Consider the following 14,512-nt stretch of genomic DNA (forward strand, 5'->3'; position numbering starts at 1 on the left):
GTGTACTTCGGTCTCCTCGTTACGATAAGTCAACATCGATTAGCCAGCGCTTTTCTTGTTCGAGTTAACACATCTCTTTTTCAATTGGATAAGTGGATCTCCCTTGTCATCAAGGTTTGCACTTTTCGATTGCCTCCAAAATTGAATAATGCTACTTTGAGGTTATCGAATCGATAAAATTTAGGGGACACTAATATACCGGAGGGTAACGCAATGATTTATTTTGACAACAGTGCAACAACAAAACCATATCCGGATGTTGTAGATTCCTATGTGAAGGTCGCATCAGACTTTTTTGCGAATCCTTCTTCACTCCACGGAATGGGAGCCAGGGTAGAACGGCTCATCACCCAGGCGCGGGCACAAATTGCCGGGCTGCTTGGCTGCGAAGCGGAAGAAGTGGTTTTTACATCAGGCGGAACAGAAAGCAATAATCTTGCTATTAAAGGTGCCGCATACGGCTACAAGAACCGGGGAAGGCACTTAATTGCAACATCGATTGAACATCCATCAGTCAGGGAGCCTCTGCTTCAACTCGAAAAGGATGGATTCAAGGTTACCTTTATCCCCGTTGACCACAATGGAAGAGTAAATCCCGAGGATATTCAGAAGGCGATTACAGATGAAACCATTCTCGTTTCCGTCATGCATATAAATAATGAGGTTGGGACGATTCAGCCAATAGAAGAAATTGGAACCTTGCTTAAGAACTACCCCAAAGTCCTTTTTCATGTCGATGGTGTCCAGGGGGCTGGGAAAGTCCCTCTAGACTTAAGCAATTCTGGAGTAAGCCTGTATACATTTTCTGCGCATAAATTTCATGGCTTAAAAGGAACTGGCGGGCTTTTTGTTAAAAAGGGACTTAGGCTGGAATCGCTATTAGCCGGAGGAAGCCAGGAAGGCAGCCGGCGTGGGGGAACAGAAAATCCAGCGGGCATCGTGGCCATGGCAAAAGCGTTCCGAATGTCCATGGAAAAACAAAAAACTAGAATGGATTCATTGATTACAATTAAAGAAACAATAAGAATGGGTTTGGACAAAATGGAAGGAATTGTCCTCAATACTCCTTCAGAGGGTACTGCTCCCCATATTGTTAATTTCTCCGTAGTGGGAATTAAATCCGAAACGTTTGTCCATGCACTTGAAGAAAAAGGCGTGTTTATTTCGACCACAAGCGCATGTTCTTCAAAGAAAAGAACTGCCAGCACAACACTTTTGGAAATGGGAGTGCCAGAAAGTCTGGCAGGAAGTGCGGCGAGAATCAGTCTCTCATTTGAAAATACTTTAGAAGAGGCCAGGTTTGTACTTGAGGCGATTCAAAAAACAGTAAACGAATTGGGAAGGGTTTTGAAATAGATGCAATATGACAGAATATTGATCCGCTATGGAGAAATTTCAACAAAAGGGCGCAATCGGGGCAAGTTTGTCGACATGCTGAGAAGAAGCATTAAGCTTGCCCTGACAGAGCACCCTGCGATTAAAATTGAAGCGTCCAGGGATAGAATGTACGTACTTTTAAATGGAGAAGACAGCCGCGATGTCATGCTCAAGCTGAAAAAAATTTTCGGTATTCAGTCGTTCAGCCCGGCCATCCGCGTTGAAAAAGATATTCCAGCCATGCAGGAGGCTGCACTGGGCCTATTGAAATCTGTGTTTGAAGAAGGAAAAACCTTCAAGGTTACGGGGAAACGTTCAGATAAGAGCTTTGAGCTGGATACAGATGGAATCAACCAGGTATTTGGGGCATATTTGCTAAATAATCTGCCTGGCCTAAAAGTACAGGTAAAAAAACCAGACATCAACCTTGTAATTGAAATAAGAAATGAAGCAGCTTATTTGTCATGTGAAACGATTCAAGGAGCCGGGGGGCTGCCGCTCGGAACAGGCGGAAAAGCCATGCTGATGCTGTCCGGAGGGATCGATAGCCCTGTGGCAGGCTTCCTTGCGATGAAGCGCGGCGTCCAGATTGAGGCTGTCCATTTTCATAGCCCTCCGTACACAAGTGAACGAGCAAGGCAAAAAGTAATTGACCTTGCCGAAAAACTGGCAGAGGTTAGTGGAGAAATTGTCCTCCATATTGTGCCTTTTACAGAGCTTCAGGAGGCGGTCCGGGCTCAAATTCCAGAAAACTATTCAATGACAGCGACAAGACGGTTTATGCTTAGAATTGCAGATGCAATCAGGGAACGAAATGATGGACTGGCAATTATAACTGGGGAAAGCCTTGGTCAGGTTGCCAGCCAGACGCTTGAAAGTATGTATGCAATCAATGATGTAACGAATACACCAATCCTTCGTCCGCTGATTACAGAGGATAAGACAGAAATAATCAAGCTGGCAGAAGAATTAGGGACATATAGTATTTCCATCCTGCCTTATGAAGATTGCTGCACCATATTTGTCCCGGCCTCACCAAAAACAAAGCCGAAAAAAGACAAGGTTGTCTTTTATGAAAGCTTTATCGATTTTGGCCCTTATGTAGAGCGTGCGGTTGAAGGAACCGAAACGATCAGGATTACACCTGGCTACAGCAGGCAGCAGCATGAACTGGATGATCTTTTTTAAAAAGTGTGGTACTAAGATACGTTAAGCGTTGCAAAAATGATGAGAACAATTACCAATTACGTTGTTGAATGAAGCCGTGTGATATGACACATTATATACTCACAAGGAGGTGAAATCACATGCCAAACAACAACAGCAACAATCTTCTAGTACCAGGAGCTGAGCAAGCTCTTCAACAAATGAAGGTTGAAATCGCTTCTGAATTCGGCGTAAACCTTGGTGCAGAAACTACTTCTCGCGCTAACGGTTCTGTCGGTGGTGAAATCACTAAGCGCCTCGTTTCTATGGCTCAGCAACAACTTAACGGCGGTTTCTCTAGGTAAGCAAATTTAATACTATGGCTACAGGGAGCGGGTAAAACCGCTCCTTATTTGTGTTCCGGGATATTTAGCCCTTTATTTTCCTTTCCTGATGTACCGATAAAATAAATTTCTAATTTTTTAAAAAATATATATAATTAATGTGGGAAAGAGAACTTAAGGAGGGGAAGTAATGAAACGTGAGGATTTAATTGCGCCTCTGAAGTACAACCTGGTTTCAGAGGTTGAACGATTTGCTGAAGCAAATCCGACAAGAAAAGCCCTTATCTGGGAAAATGAGGCGGGAGAAAAGAAGGAAGTTACATACCAACAATTAATTGAACGAGTTAACAAAGCAGGAAACGTCTTCAAAGCAGCCGGCCTTGAAAAAGGAGATGTGGTCCTTGTCGTAATCCCAAGGTTAATTGAAGCATATGTCGTTTATCTTGCAGCGCTAAAAACCGGACTTGCTGTGATTCCAAGCTCCGAAATGCTAAGGGAGAAAGATCTTCAATACAGGGTATCCCATGGTGATGTGAAGGCTGTTGTCAGCTATTATCCTTTCGCAAACGAATTCGCGAGTATTCAAAAGGAAGGCATGGCTAAATTCATCGTTGGCGAGCCAGCAGAAGGTTGGACATTCCTTGATAGGGAGATGGAACTGGCATCCACTGAACTTGGACATGCTGATACCACGAAGGACGATATGGCATTCCTCTCTTATACATCAGGTACAACTGGAAATCCGAAGGGAGTTGTGCATACCCATGGCTGGGCCTATGCCCATTTGAGAACTGCTGCTCCCCATTGGCTCTGTATTCAAGAAACAGATACAGTTTGGGCGACGGCGGGGCCGGGCTGGCAAAAATGGATTTGGAGCCCTTTCCTGTCTGTTCTTGGTTCGGGTGCGACAGGCTATGTTTATCATGGTAAATTTGAGCCTGTAAAGTATTTGCAATTACTTGAAGGCAATGAAATCAATGTGCTGTGCTGTACTCCGACCGAATACAGGCTTATGGCCAAAGCGGAGAATCTCCAAGATTTCAAGCTGCCGCATCTCCATAGCGCTGTTTCGGCAGGAGAACCCTTGAACAGGGAAGTAATCGATACATTTAAAAAATACTTTAATGTCGATGTTCGTGACGGTTACGGCCAGACTGAGAATACCCTGCTTGTCGGAATTACAAAGGAGATGGAGTTAAGGCCAGGATCAATGGGTAGGCCGACACCAGGAAACACCGTTGAGATTATCGATGAATTTGGCAATCCATGCAAAGCGGGGGAAGTTGGCGACATTGCTGTCCACGTAGAATCACCGGCACTATTTAAAAAATATTATAAAGACCCTGAGCGTACCTCCATGCAATTCAGGGGCGAGTATTATATTACCGGGGATAAGGCGAAAAAGGACGAGGATGGCTATTTCTGGTTTGAAGGACGTGGGGATGATATCATTATCAGTTCCGGCTATACAATCGGGCCGTTTGAAGTCGAGGATGCGCTTGTCAAACATCCGCTTGTTAAAGAATGCGCGGTTGTTGCCAGCCCTGACGAAATTAGGGGCAACATTGTAAAGGCGTTTGTTGTTCTGAGGGAGGAAACAACGGTTGACAGGCAAAGCCTTGTCAAGGACCTGCAGGAACATGTTAAGACTTTGACCGCTCCTTACAAATATCCGCGAAAGATTGAGTTTCTAGAGGAGCTTCCAAAAACAACATCGGGGAAAATCCGCCGGATCGAATTACGGCAAAAGGAAGCGGCGCAAACTACAAGACACTAAAGCTCTAAGGATGTTTAAGCGGGGCATTAATTGTAAAATGAAAAGCAGGCGGGTCTCCGCCTGCTTTAGATTTGAGTAAAGGAGAATGACAGAATGGCTACACTTATGTATGGGGGCCCAATTTATACAATGAAAGAGGAAGGGCATCAAGTAGAGGCCGTTCTTACAAAGGATGGAAAAATTATTAAAATTGGCAGCAAGGCTGAGTTGGAGGCTGCCTATTACGGAGAAATTGACAAAAAAATTGACCTGCAGGGCTGTACGATGCTTCCCGGCATAGTAGACAGCCATATTCATTTAATTGGGCATGGAGAGCGGCTAATCCGCCTCGATTTGTCTTCCTGCAAAAACAGGCAGGAAGTATTCGAAGCTGTCAAAGCGTATTCGCTAGGTTTAAAGGATGGCGATTGGCTCATTGGTGAGGGCTGGAATGAAAACCTCTGGGACGAGCCCACGCCTTTGCACAAAGCTGAGCTCGATAAAATCGTGCCAGATCGGCCTGTTGTTTTAAAAAGAATCTGCAGGCATGCAATTGTTGTAAATTCCATGGCACTTGAGGCCGCGGGAATTAATGAAAAAACAAAAATCCCGGCTGGCGGGGTGATTTCGACTGACGTTGACGGACGTTTTAGCGGTGTGTTGAAAGACAGTGCCCAGGATCTTATTTATTCTGTCGTTCCTGAAGCGTCAGAGGACTATCTTTTACGTGCTATTAAGGCATCCATCCATGATTTATATAGGCTAGGAATCACTGGTGTACACACGGAAGATTTAAATTATTACGGCAACTTTGAAAAGACTCTGAGGGTATTCATACGAGCGATTGAAAATGATGGCTTGAAGTTCCGTGCCCATTTGCTTGTCCACCATGGCGTAATCGAGGATTTTGAAAATGGGGGATTCTCTTTTCACTCAGGTAACGAGTGGATAGAGTTTGGCGCTATGAAAATTTTCTCGGACGGAGCACTTGGCGGCCGGACTGCTCTGTTAAGTGAGCCATACGATGATGAACCTTCTACCAACGGAGTCGCGATTTTCACTCGTGATGAGCTGTCAAAGCTTGTTGGAGAGGCAAGAAAGCATAACATGCCGGTAGCCATCCATGCGATTGGAGATTTGGGATTTGAATATTGCCTTGATGCAATTGAAGCGCACCCTTTGAAGGGCCCTGGACGGGATCGGCTAATTCACGCTCAGATACTTCGCGAGGATTTGATTGAACGAGCTGCTAAACTGCCGCTTGTCCTTGACCTGCAGCCTGTATTCCTGCAATCGGATTTTCCTTGGGTGATTGACAGGATAGGAACTAGCAGGCTTGAGCATGCATATGCGTGGAAAACGTTAATTGACCGTGGAATTGCCTGCTCAGGTGGATCCGATGCGCCAATCGAGTATCCTGATCCATTTAAGGGAATCGATGCGGCGGTTAATAGGGTAGCAAATGGCAAGGTGTATGGGGCTGGCCAGGCCTTGACGGTTTATGAAGCGCTAAGCCTATATACAAAGGGAAGTGCATATGCTGCAAGCCATGAAAACGACCGTGGTGAGATAAGGGAAGGGAACATCGCTGATTTTACAGTTATCGATCGGGATCTGTTTACTATACCGAAAGAGACAGTTGCCGAAACCAAAGCAGTCATGACAATCATTGGCGGCGAGGTAGTCTTTGAGAGCAGCAGTAACTTTTTTTAATAAAATATAGAAATTTTCGTTTTCATAAACCCGATGAAGGAAGGTAGCGATCGTTTTTTAGTCTGTTCCCGTCTTCATATGCTAAATGAAGGAAGGGTAGCGGTCATTTTATCTTCTGTTCCCGTCTTCATAATCCAAATGAAGGAAGGGGAGCAGTCGTTTTATGGTCTGTTCCCGTCTTCATAAGTAATACTTCACCTAAAGATCCGCATAGCCAGTCGCATGATTAATGTTTCTAAGGCTATTTTTTTAAAAACCCCCACATTCACTTCATTTTGAGTTATAATGTGAATTATTTCGAAACTAGAAAGAACGGGGTAGAATGATGGGGAATAACGATATAAAAAATGGAGCGATTCAAGCGGGTTTTTCCTATCTGCTTTGGGGCCTCTTGCCAATATACTGGAAGCTTCTCGGCCATGTCGACTCAATTGAAATACTAGCGAACCGTATTTTTTGGTCCTTTGTTTTTATGGCCATCCTATTATATTTAACTAATAAACAGGCATCCGTGTCTGCTGTAGTAAAGGGTTTCCGGACACATCCAAAGCAAATGTATGCTCTTGCTTGTGCATCTGTGTTGATTACAATCAATTGGTTTGTCTATATTTGGGCTGTCAATTCAGGACAAATGATAGAAGCAAGCCTTGGCTATTATATGAATCCTTTAGTCAGTGTTCTTCTCGGTGTGATTGTTCTAAAGGAAAAACTTAGCCTTGCCCAATACGTTTCCTTTATTTTAGCTTTTACAGGTGTTTTAATTATTTCGTTCTCTTATGGACATTTCCCATGGATTGCTTTAACCCTGGCAATTTCATTCGGTATTTATGGGCTTGCCAAAAAGCTGATCAAGGTAGAAGCGGCCATAGGGTTAACACTTGAGACAATGGTTGTGACGCCAATTGCGGCTGTATATCTCGGTTTTTTACTTATGGAAGGCACATCGGCATTCCTTCATAATGGGATTGGGACAAATCTTCTCCTTGCAGCCGCCGGCCCTGCTACCGCGTTGCCGCTGCTACTCTTTGCTGGAGGGGCGCAAAAAATACCGCTGTCAATGCTAGGCTTCCTGCAATACATCGCACCAACTCTCACTCTTATTCTTGGTGTATTTGTATATGAAGAACATTTCAGCGGCATACAGCTTCTGGCATTTATGTTCATTTGGTCAGCTCTTACCATTTACTCCTTGTCAAAGACAAAGCTGTTCACATCGATTGGGCTGAGAGTTAGGAAACATTAATAAAAAAAGGCATTCCCGGTAGGAAATACCGGTGAATGCCTTTTTTATTAAGCTCGCCTGACCAAGGCGCTTACGCTTTATATTAAAGAAACGTCCGTTTAACTTTTTCCCAGAAGGAATTGTCCTTTAGCTTCACAGTCTTAATTATTTTATTGCTCAGCTTTACTTGAACCTTTTCAACATGCTGGACGCTTAATGCCTCATTGTCCATACCCATTGTTGGATAATCGTTCCCGTCTTTAACCACCTTAAGGGTAAGGGTGCGGTCTCCGCTCAGGATAAAGGAGGAACCGAGAGTCCTGAAACGGTTGTTATTGACGGAAGCCAGCTCGCTCACCTGCATACATGGAAGGAGCGGGTCAACAATGGCACCGTTGACCGATTTGTTGTAAGCTGTACTTCCTGTTGGTGTAGCGACAATCATTCCGTCTCCCCGGAAGGTTTCAAAGTACAAATCATCTATGTACACATCAAGGACGAACGTTTTGATTATAGAGGACTTGATGCTAAATTCATTCAGGCACTGGAATTTACTTTCGTCATCCACAGTTACCTCAATGGTTGGATAGCGGCGTACCTCGATCTGATCATTTTGGGAAGCAGCTTCAACCAAACCTTCAAGGTTGTCAATTTGAAAATCGCAATACATGCTTAAGCTCTCTGATGTTGATATACCTACGTAGAGGCAATCATCCCGAAAACCCGTTTTTTGAACTGCCTGAAGGAAGGTTCCCTCACCGCCTATGCTGGTAATGATATTTGCATCGTGATAATCCTTAACCAGCGTAAAGCCATATTTCTCTGCCTGGTCATAAATGGGCTTAACCTTCTTCAGGATTTCAGCATCCCTGCTATGGTATAGATAAAGATTTTTACGATTTGGCATCACATTTCCTCCTCAAAGGGCTAGAGTTATTTGTATGAAATAAATACCCGATTTGATAAACTAGTATTGTTTATTACCAAGTTTAGCATGTCTTGGTACATTTTAAAAACGAAACAGAAAATTAGTAAAGAGGGGGACCTGCATATGAATGGAAAACGCTGGGCCGCGATTGGAATCGCAGCTGTATTGTTTTTCTTTTCCGTAGTTATTAGTTTCTTATCTTCTTTTGCTTCCGCAGGTATCGAAAGCGATTTTACGGATATCTTTGCTGGAGCAGAACAAGGATTTGTTGAGGAAGTAATTGAAGAAGGCAGTGAATTTGAAAAAATAGCGGTTCTTGATGTAAATGGAACCATTCAGGATACGGGAGATGCTGTTTCTTTGCTTGAAAGCCCTGCATACAATCATCGCACGTTTCTTGAACAGCTTGACAGTGCCAAGGAGGATGACGCTGTTAAAGGAATCATTATTAGAGTGAATTCACCAGGTGGCGGTGTTGTCGAAAGCGCTGAAATCCATGACCGGATCGTAGAAATTCAAAAAGAAACGAAAAAGCCTGTCTATATTTCAATGGGATCGATGGCTGCTTCCGGAGGCTATTACATATCGGCACCTGCAGATAAAATTTTTGCCAGCCAGGAAACCTTGACTGGATCGCTAGGCGTTATCATGCAGGGAATCAATTATGAAGGGCTCGCCGAAAAATATGGAGTTGAATTTACAACAATCAAAAGCGGCCCTTACAAGGATATCATGAGTCCGACAAGAGAGATGACCGATGCGGAAAGAAAAATCCTTCAGGATATGATTGACAATTCATATCAAGGTTTTGTCAAGGTGATTTCTGAAGGCAGAAATATGCCAGTTGAAGAAGTAAAGAAACTTGCCGACGGCCGGATTTACGACGGGCGGCAGGCAAAGGAGCTTGGCCTGATTGATGGATATGGCTATTTTGATGACGTAATTGATGCAATGAAGAAGGACAAGGACCTAGGTGATGCCCAAGTGGTCCGCTATGCCACTGGCATGGGATTTGGATCTCTTTTTAGCATGGGAGCTCAAAAAGTGTTTGGCGGAGATATTGAAATTCAGGGACTTTTGGACATTATCTCAAAAACCAATTCCCCACGGTTAATGTATTTGTATTCTGAATAAGGGAGGAAGCTTAATGGAACGAAATGATAAACCAGAAGAAAACAGCTTCCGACATCAGAATCAAGAAACGGAGGCTGACCAGCCCCTCTCTGAGGGAGTACTGGGGGATAAAAAGCAGGACAGCCAGGGTGAAGCGGAAACAGCTAGTGAAGATAGACGGGGAGAGACAGAGGGAACAATAGAGACGAACCCTCACGCTGCAGAATACCATCGGGAGCGATCCTCACTGAATGGCATCCATCAAACTGAAACCGTTCCAAAGTACCCAGTCAGAAGAGCTGGATTTTGGATGAGGTTTTGGGCATACCTGCTTGATCTGCTAGTGGTTGGAAGCATTGGGCGTATCATTATTTCGCCGGTGTTTATGCTTATCGGGATCCCCTCATCAGGAGGTTTGTTTTCTCCGAAAACTATTGCTACTGCGGCTCTATTTTATTTGTACTTTGTGTTGATGACTAAATTCCTTGGGCAGACCCTGGGTAAAATGGCCTTTGGGCTGGCTGTCATCGACCTGAAGGATGGGAAATTGAGCTGGCAGGATGTCCTGATTAGAGAATGGATTGGACGCTTTATTTCAAAGACTATATTTGTTTTGTATCTTATACCAGCTTTTCATCCACAAAAGAAGGCATTGCATGATATCTTTGCGGACACAGCTGTGATACATGTTGATCGTTAATATATAATTCATTAGAGACCTGTTCCCATGGGGGGACAGGTTTATTTTTTTGTTTAATGGCAAATACTAACAGGCTGAAAGGGCGTGAACAAACGTGCTTTGGCTCACTCTTATTTTAATTGGTATTATTTTGCTAATTATACTTATCTGGATGACTCGGATTACCATCAAAGTTGAATATGTGAATTATAGCGGTAACAATAAACTATACATTCAGCTTCGGGCCTGGTTCGGACTGATTCGTTATACAGTTAAAATTCCAGTCATTGAGGCTGAAACTAATCCACCCGCTCTTAAAGCGGAGGGTGAAAAAGGCAGCAAGGAAAAAGAGGACACAGGAGGCCGGCTAACTGCTGAGGAACTTCTATCAATGCTGGAAAAAGGAAAAGAAATTATAAATAGAATCATTGGTGTGCATCCGATTTTAATGGAATTTCTTGCGCAAATTACGGTAAGGAAATTCGACTGGAAAACCGCAATTGGAACTGGAGATGCTGCAGTGACTGGCATGCTTGCTGGTGCTGTTTGGGCTGTGAAAGGAAGCATTGCCGGCCTGGTGCATCACCATATGAAATTGAAGGTTAAGCCCTCCCTGCATGTAACGCCGTACTTTCAATATAGGATAGCAGGAACAATGTTAGCGTGTATGTTTACCTTCCGGGCTGGGAAAGCTATTTCAGCAGGAATCAGGATTTTTACGCATTGGAAAGGCAAAAAAAGTGAGCTTATTTCAAAATCAATGCAGGTTATGCCGAATGAGGAATAATGATTTTTTATAATAAGGAGGAACCTTTATGTCAGAGCATCCTATTCAGGGGTTGATGACGACCGCGATGGAAAGCCTGAAAGAAATGATTGATGTGAATACAATCATTGGTGATCCGGTCGAAACTCCTGATGGAAGTGTGATTCTTACAGTTTCAAAGGTGGGCTTTGGATTTGCAGCAGGTGGCACTGAGTTTGGCGAAGGTAGTCAGGAGTCCGGTAAGCATCCTTTTGGAGGAGGCAGCGGCGGGGGAGTATCGATTACGCCGATTGCGTTTCTCATCGTAAACTCAAAGGGAGTTAAGATGCTCCATCTTGATGAGAGCACCCATTTGCTTGAAAGGATTCTTGAAACGGCTCCGCAGGCCGTGGATAAGATTCAGCAAATGATGTCCAAGAAGAGCCAATCCGGTTCAAGTGACAAGCAAGATCAGGACAAAGAAAAGAACAAAGAGAAGAACAAAGACAGCGATAAGAAAAAGGGCAAATCTGACGATGAGGATTTGGATTTCTAGTAGAAAAGGGCAAGCCCACAAGCTTGCCCTTTTCTCATTTAAATCTGTAAGTGGCACTTCCGAGAGTGATGGTCCTTCCTTTCATGGCTAGATTATCGGTTGTAAAAAGGAGCTCGGTCAGACGGTTGGCGGCTCCTTTTTGAAAGAGAAAGGATTGGCCGTCGACAGAAAGAAGTGAGAATTGATCGTCTATATGTTCAATCGGAAATCCAAACAGCTTGCTCCAGTGGCTGGCAGTCTCGGCTGGATTTTTTACTGAAAAAATAGCACTGGAGATATCCACTGAACCAATTGGGTGGGGACAAATGGCTCCTGCGTCCATTAAATTCTTTTTCCTGGAATCATCAGAATCCCTCCACTGGATGATGAATGGATACAAAAGGCCTTCAAAGTCACCTTCAAGCATCAGCATTTTCCATTCGATCAATTGTCCTTGGGCATTCCGTCTTCTTCCTTCAAAAATGTCCGATACAGCTAGAGACTCTTCCTTCAATAACTGGGCTGCTTTTTCGATATCATCTGTCCGGAGGGCAACCCGGCCAAAAACCTCACGATCTGGAAGGAGTTCAAGACTATCCTTGACAAACAAGATTGGCTCTTCGACTTGCTTTGCAAGATTTAGATTTTCAATGCCGAGGAATTCAATGTAGCAAAGCCCGAAATAGCTGAGTGCATTGTAGGTTCCCCAATTGGTATGTGAGCCCCCCTTAAAGGCCTTAAGCCCATGGGCGCCAAATACATCAATGCTTTTTTCAAGATTATTGACGTGCTGAATTGTATGATCCCAACTATATTTCAAAAATGCTGCCTCCCTTAGTTTTTTATTTTTCCTATTTTGGTAATCCAGAACACTAAAGTTTATATTTTTTGCAAAAAGGAGGTGGGAAAGTTATATTTACTCTGTACATAGTTAACTTGTACAGGAATATTGTACCATACGATGAAGGAGGAATTGGGAATGGCATCTGTAACATTTAAAAGCAATCCGGTAACATTGGTTGGAAGTGAAGTAAAGGTAGGGGACAAAGCACCAGAATTTACTGTCCTTGCTAATGATATGAGCGAGGTAACTCTTGAGGATACTAAGGGACAAGTAAGGCTGATTTCTGTTGTGCCATCACTTGATACAGGGGTATGCGATGCACAGACGCGCCGCTTTAATGAAGAAGCGAGCAGCCTTGGCAATGTGAAAGTCCTAACGATTAGTGTTGACCTTCCTTTTGCACAGAAGCGCTGGTGCGGGGCTGCTGGAGTTGAAAACGTACAAACTCTTTCCGACCACCGCGACCTTTCCTTTGGGGAAGCGTACGGAGTTGTTATGAAAGAATTAAGATTGCTTGCCCGCGCAGTATTTGTTGTAGATTCCTCTGATACTGTTACATATGCTGAGTATGTAAGCGAAGGGACAACACACCCGGATTATGAAGCTGCTCTTGAAGCTGCCAAAAAAGCTCAATAGTCAAGGGATGTAGAATAGGACTGTCCCTAATCAGGCTGTTACAGTAGAATTGAAGCTGGCAGTTTACTGTTAGCCCCGGTGTTCCGGGGCTTTTATAATTTTTATAAAAGTAATATTTTTTAACTGTCTAGCTCCAGCGCCTAGCGCCTAGTGTACTTCGGTCCCCTCGTTACGATAAGTCAACATCGATTCGCTTACGCTCATCGTGTTTCCTTTATCTCCTTCGAGGCCCTCCAGTTCATACGGCGCTGGGCAAGGCGCTTTCGCTTTTCTTAATTCCTCTCCCTTGTGGATGAGGGCAAAAGCCGCTACAATGGGAAAAAGAATGAAATAACGGAGGCTTATATATGAAACTATCTCCGGTTGAACAATTGTTTGCCGTTTTTAATGAAACAACAACCGTCCTGCAGGAGGAGTTATCTTGCACATATTTAGAAGCTCTTGCAGAAACGGGAGAAAATCTGTTCCACGGAACGGTTCTTCAGGATGAAGTGAGTGAACTTAATGGCAAGAGGCTTAAAAAGAGTTACGAATCCATTAGGCTTGAATCCTTTTCTAAGGAAGAGCGGAGAAAGGCTTTTCAGCTTGCGATTTTAAAAGGAATGAAAGAGAATGTCCAGACCAACCACCAAATGACACCAGATTCCGTCGGGATGCTTATGGGTTACCTTGTCCTAAAATTTGTCCGGAATACTTCTTTTAGGCTGCTTGATCCAGCGGTGGGAACAGGCAACTTACTAACCACCGTAATCAACCAGCAAATACATAAACAGGTCGAATCTGTCGGGCTGGAGATTGACGATGTGCTCATCAGGCTTGCATATGTGAATGCAAATCTTCAGCAGCATGCTGTCCAGCTCTTTAACCAGGACAGCCTGAAACAAGTGTTTATTGAACCTGTTGATGCAGTGGTAAGCGATTTGCCGGTCGGATATTATCCAGATGATGAGCGCGCTTCTGAATACGACCTTTCCGCATCGGAAGGCCATTCATATGCCCATCACTTGTTCATTGAGCAATCCATGAATCAGACAAAACCGGGAGGATATTTATTTTTTGTAATCCCAAATGGTTTGTTTGAAAGTCCGGAAGCACCAAAGCTTAATGAATACTTAAAGGGAAATGCCCATATACAAGGCCTTCTCCAGCTCCCGCTTTCGATGTTCAAATCAAAGCAATCTGCTAAAAGCATTCTGATTCTTCAAAAGTCAGGAGCCGGCACGAAACCGCCAAAACAGGTCCTGCTTGCAGAACTTCCTTCACTTTCAAATCAGAAGGGGACTGAAGCAATCTTGACGAATATCAATACATGGATTGCAGAGAATAAATAATGTGGAGCATCTTCCTTTTAGGAGGGTGCTTTTTTTATAAAAGTGACCATTTAATTACAAAAATGTGTCGGAAAAGTGACGAAAATACGAATGAGAAGTCAGAATATATTTACTTTTGTTCGGAAAACGTTTGCAATAACTCT

14 protein-coding genes are annotated in these 14,512 nt (G+C 43.7%); 12 read left to right on the forward strand and 2 right to left on the reverse strand.

The genetic code is table 11. The features are described from left to right. Positions 1 to 213: 213 nt before the first annotated feature. The 6 genes from AM500_RS07685 (at position 214) to rarD (ending at position 7,579) form a co-directional block, all read left to right on the forward strand. The gene (locus tag AM500_RS07685) at positions 214 to 1,356 is read left to right on the forward strand and encodes a cysteine desulfurase family protein (RefSeq protein ID WP_053598691.1); all 1,143 of its coding nucleotides are present in this window, start codon (positions 214 to 216) and stop codon (positions 1,354 to 1,356) included. Further along, the gene (gene thiI / locus AM500_RS07690) at positions 1,357 to 2,565 is read left to right on the forward strand and encodes a tRNA uracil 4-sulfurtransferase ThiI (RefSeq protein WP_053598692.1); all 1,209 of its coding nucleotides are present in this window, start codon (positions 1,357 to 1,359) and stop codon (positions 2,563 to 2,565) included. A gap of 119 nt (positions 2,566 to 2,684) precedes the next feature. Next, complete coding sequence (locus AM500_RS07695) at positions 2,685 to 2,888, forward strand: alpha/beta-type small acid-soluble spore protein (RefSeq protein ID WP_053598693.1); 204 nt, start codon at positions 2,685 to 2,687, stop codon at positions 2,886 to 2,888. A 169-nt stretch (positions 2,889 to 3,057) separates the two neighbouring features. After that, positions 3,058 to 4,644: an acyl-CoA synthetase MbcS gene (gene mbcS / locus AM500_RS07700; RefSeq protein WP_053598694.1), complete on the forward strand. Its 1,587-nt coding sequence runs from the start codon at positions 3,058 to 3,060 to the stop codon at positions 4,642 to 4,644. Positions 4,645 to 4,737: 93 nt separating this feature from the next. After that, positions 4,738 to 6,336, forward strand: a complete 1,599-nt coding sequence (locus tag AM500_RS07705) for an amidohydrolase (protein WP_053598695.1) — start codon at positions 4,738 to 4,740, stop codon at positions 6,334 to 6,336. Between the two features lie 325 nt (positions 6,337 to 6,661). Next, positions 6,662 to 7,579, forward strand: a complete 918-nt coding sequence (rarD, locus tag AM500_RS07710; RefSeq protein WP_053598696.1) for an EamA family transporter RarD — start codon at positions 6,662 to 6,664, stop codon at positions 7,577 to 7,579. 82 nt (positions 7,580 to 7,661) lie between these two features. Here the strand turns inward: rarD and AM500_RS07715 are convergent, their stop codons facing one another. After that, positions 7,662 to 8,465, reverse strand: a complete 804-nt coding sequence (locus AM500_RS07715) for an NAD kinase (protein ID WP_053598697.1) — start codon at positions 8,463 to 8,465, stop codon at positions 7,662 to 7,664. Between the two features lie 144 nt (positions 8,466 to 8,609). Here AM500_RS07715 and sppA point away from each other — a divergent pair, with 144 nt between their 5' ends. The 4 genes from sppA to ytfJ all read left to right on the forward strand — a co-directional run bounded on the left by sppA (position 8,610) and on the right by ytfJ (position 11,579). Further along, positions 8,610 to 9,620 (forward strand): signal peptide peptidase SppA, encoded by a 1,011-nt coding sequence (gene sppA / locus AM500_RS07720; RefSeq protein ID WP_053598698.1) that lies wholly within the window; start codon positions 8,610 to 8,612, stop codon positions 9,618 to 9,620. Positions 9,621 to 9,909: 289 nt separating this feature from the next. Then, the gene (locus AM500_RS25420) at positions 9,910 to 10,299 is read left to right on the forward strand and encodes an RDD family protein (RefSeq protein ID WP_156319911.1); all 390 of its coding nucleotides are present in this window, start codon (positions 9,910 to 9,912) and stop codon (positions 10,297 to 10,299) included. Between the two features lie 94 nt (positions 10,300 to 10,393). Continuing rightward, positions 10,394 to 11,065 (forward strand): DUF2953 domain-containing protein, encoded by a 672-nt coding sequence (locus AM500_RS07730; RefSeq protein WP_053598699.1) that lies wholly within the window; start codon positions 10,394 to 10,396, stop codon positions 11,063 to 11,065. A gap of 28 nt (positions 11,066 to 11,093) precedes the next feature. Then, positions 11,094 to 11,579 (forward strand): GerW family sporulation protein, encoded by a 486-nt coding sequence (gene ytfJ / locus AM500_RS07735; protein ID WP_053598700.1) that lies wholly within the window; start codon positions 11,094 to 11,096, stop codon positions 11,577 to 11,579. A gap of 34 nt (positions 11,580 to 11,613) precedes the next feature. Here the strand turns inward: ytfJ and AM500_RS07740 are convergent, their stop codons facing one another. Beyond that, a complete protein-coding gene (locus AM500_RS07740) occupies positions 11,614 to 12,378 on the reverse strand; it encodes a VOC family protein (RefSeq protein ID WP_053598701.1) in 765 nt (254 codons plus the stop codon). Positions 12,379 to 12,537: 159 nt separating this feature from the next. Between AM500_RS07740 and tpx the strand changes: the two genes are divergently transcribed. Together tpx and AM500_RS07750 are read left to right on the forward strand one after the other, a co-directional pair. Then, a complete protein-coding gene (gene tpx / locus AM500_RS07745; RefSeq protein WP_053598702.1) occupies positions 12,538 to 13,038 on the forward strand; it encodes a thiol peroxidase in 501 nt (166 codons plus the stop codon). 347 nt (positions 13,039 to 13,385) lie between these two features. Next, positions 13,386 to 14,369, forward strand: a complete 984-nt coding sequence (locus tag AM500_RS07750) for a class I SAM-dependent methyltransferase (protein WP_053598703.1) — start codon at positions 13,386 to 13,388, stop codon at positions 14,367 to 14,369. Positions 14,370 to 14,512 lie beyond the last annotated feature (143 nt).

The sequence above is a fragment of the Bacillus sp. FJAT-18017 genome (assembly GCF_001278805.1).
Taxonomy (GTDB): Bacteria; Bacillota; Bacilli; order Bacillales; family Cytobacillaceae; genus Bacillus_D.

What these genes read in the sequence shown, in the direction of transcription:
- rarD (WP_053598696.1), top strand. Translation starts at nt 6,662, where the DNA reads ATGGGGAATAACGATATAAAAAATGGAGCGATTCAAGCGGGTTTTTCC.
- AM500_RS07715 (WP_053598697.1), bottom strand. Translation starts at nt 8,465, where the DNA reads ATGCCAAATCGTAAAAATCTTTATCTATACCATAGCAGGGATGCTGAA.
- AM500_RS07750 (WP_053598703.1), top strand. Translation starts at nt 13,386, where the DNA reads ATGAAACTATCTCCGGTTGAACAATTGTTTGCCGTTTTTAATGAAACA.
- AM500_RS25420 (WP_156319911.1), top strand. Translation starts at nt 9,910, where the DNA reads ATGAGGTTTTGGGCATACCTGCTTGATCTGCTAGTGGTTGGAAGCATT.
- AM500_RS07695 (WP_053598693.1), top strand. Translation starts at nt 2,685, where the DNA reads ATGCCAAACAACAACAGCAACAATCTTCTAGTACCAGGAGCTGAGCAA.
- sppA (WP_053598698.1), top strand. Translation starts at nt 8,610, where the DNA reads ATGAATGGAAAACGCTGGGCCGCGATTGGAATCGCAGCTGTATTGTTT.
- AM500_RS07685 (WP_053598691.1), top strand. Translation starts at nt 214, where the DNA reads ATGATTTATTTTGACAACAGTGCAACAACAAAACCATATCCGGATGTT.
- ytfJ (WP_053598700.1), top strand. Translation starts at nt 11,094, where the DNA reads ATGTCAGAGCATCCTATTCAGGGGTTGATGACGACCGCGATGGAAAGC.
- mbcS (WP_053598694.1), top strand. Translation starts at nt 3,058, where the DNA reads ATGAAACGTGAGGATTTAATTGCGCCTCTGAAGTACAACCTGGTTTCA.
- thiI (WP_053598692.1), top strand. Translation starts at nt 1,357, where the DNA reads ATGCAATATGACAGAATATTGATCCGCTATGGAGAAATTTCAACAAAA.
- tpx (WP_053598702.1), top strand. Translation starts at nt 12,538, where the DNA reads ATGGCATCTGTAACATTTAAAAGCAATCCGGTAACATTGGTTGGAAGT.
- AM500_RS07705 (WP_053598695.1), top strand. Translation starts at nt 4,738, where the DNA reads ATGGCTACACTTATGTATGGGGGCCCAATTTATACAATGAAAGAGGAA.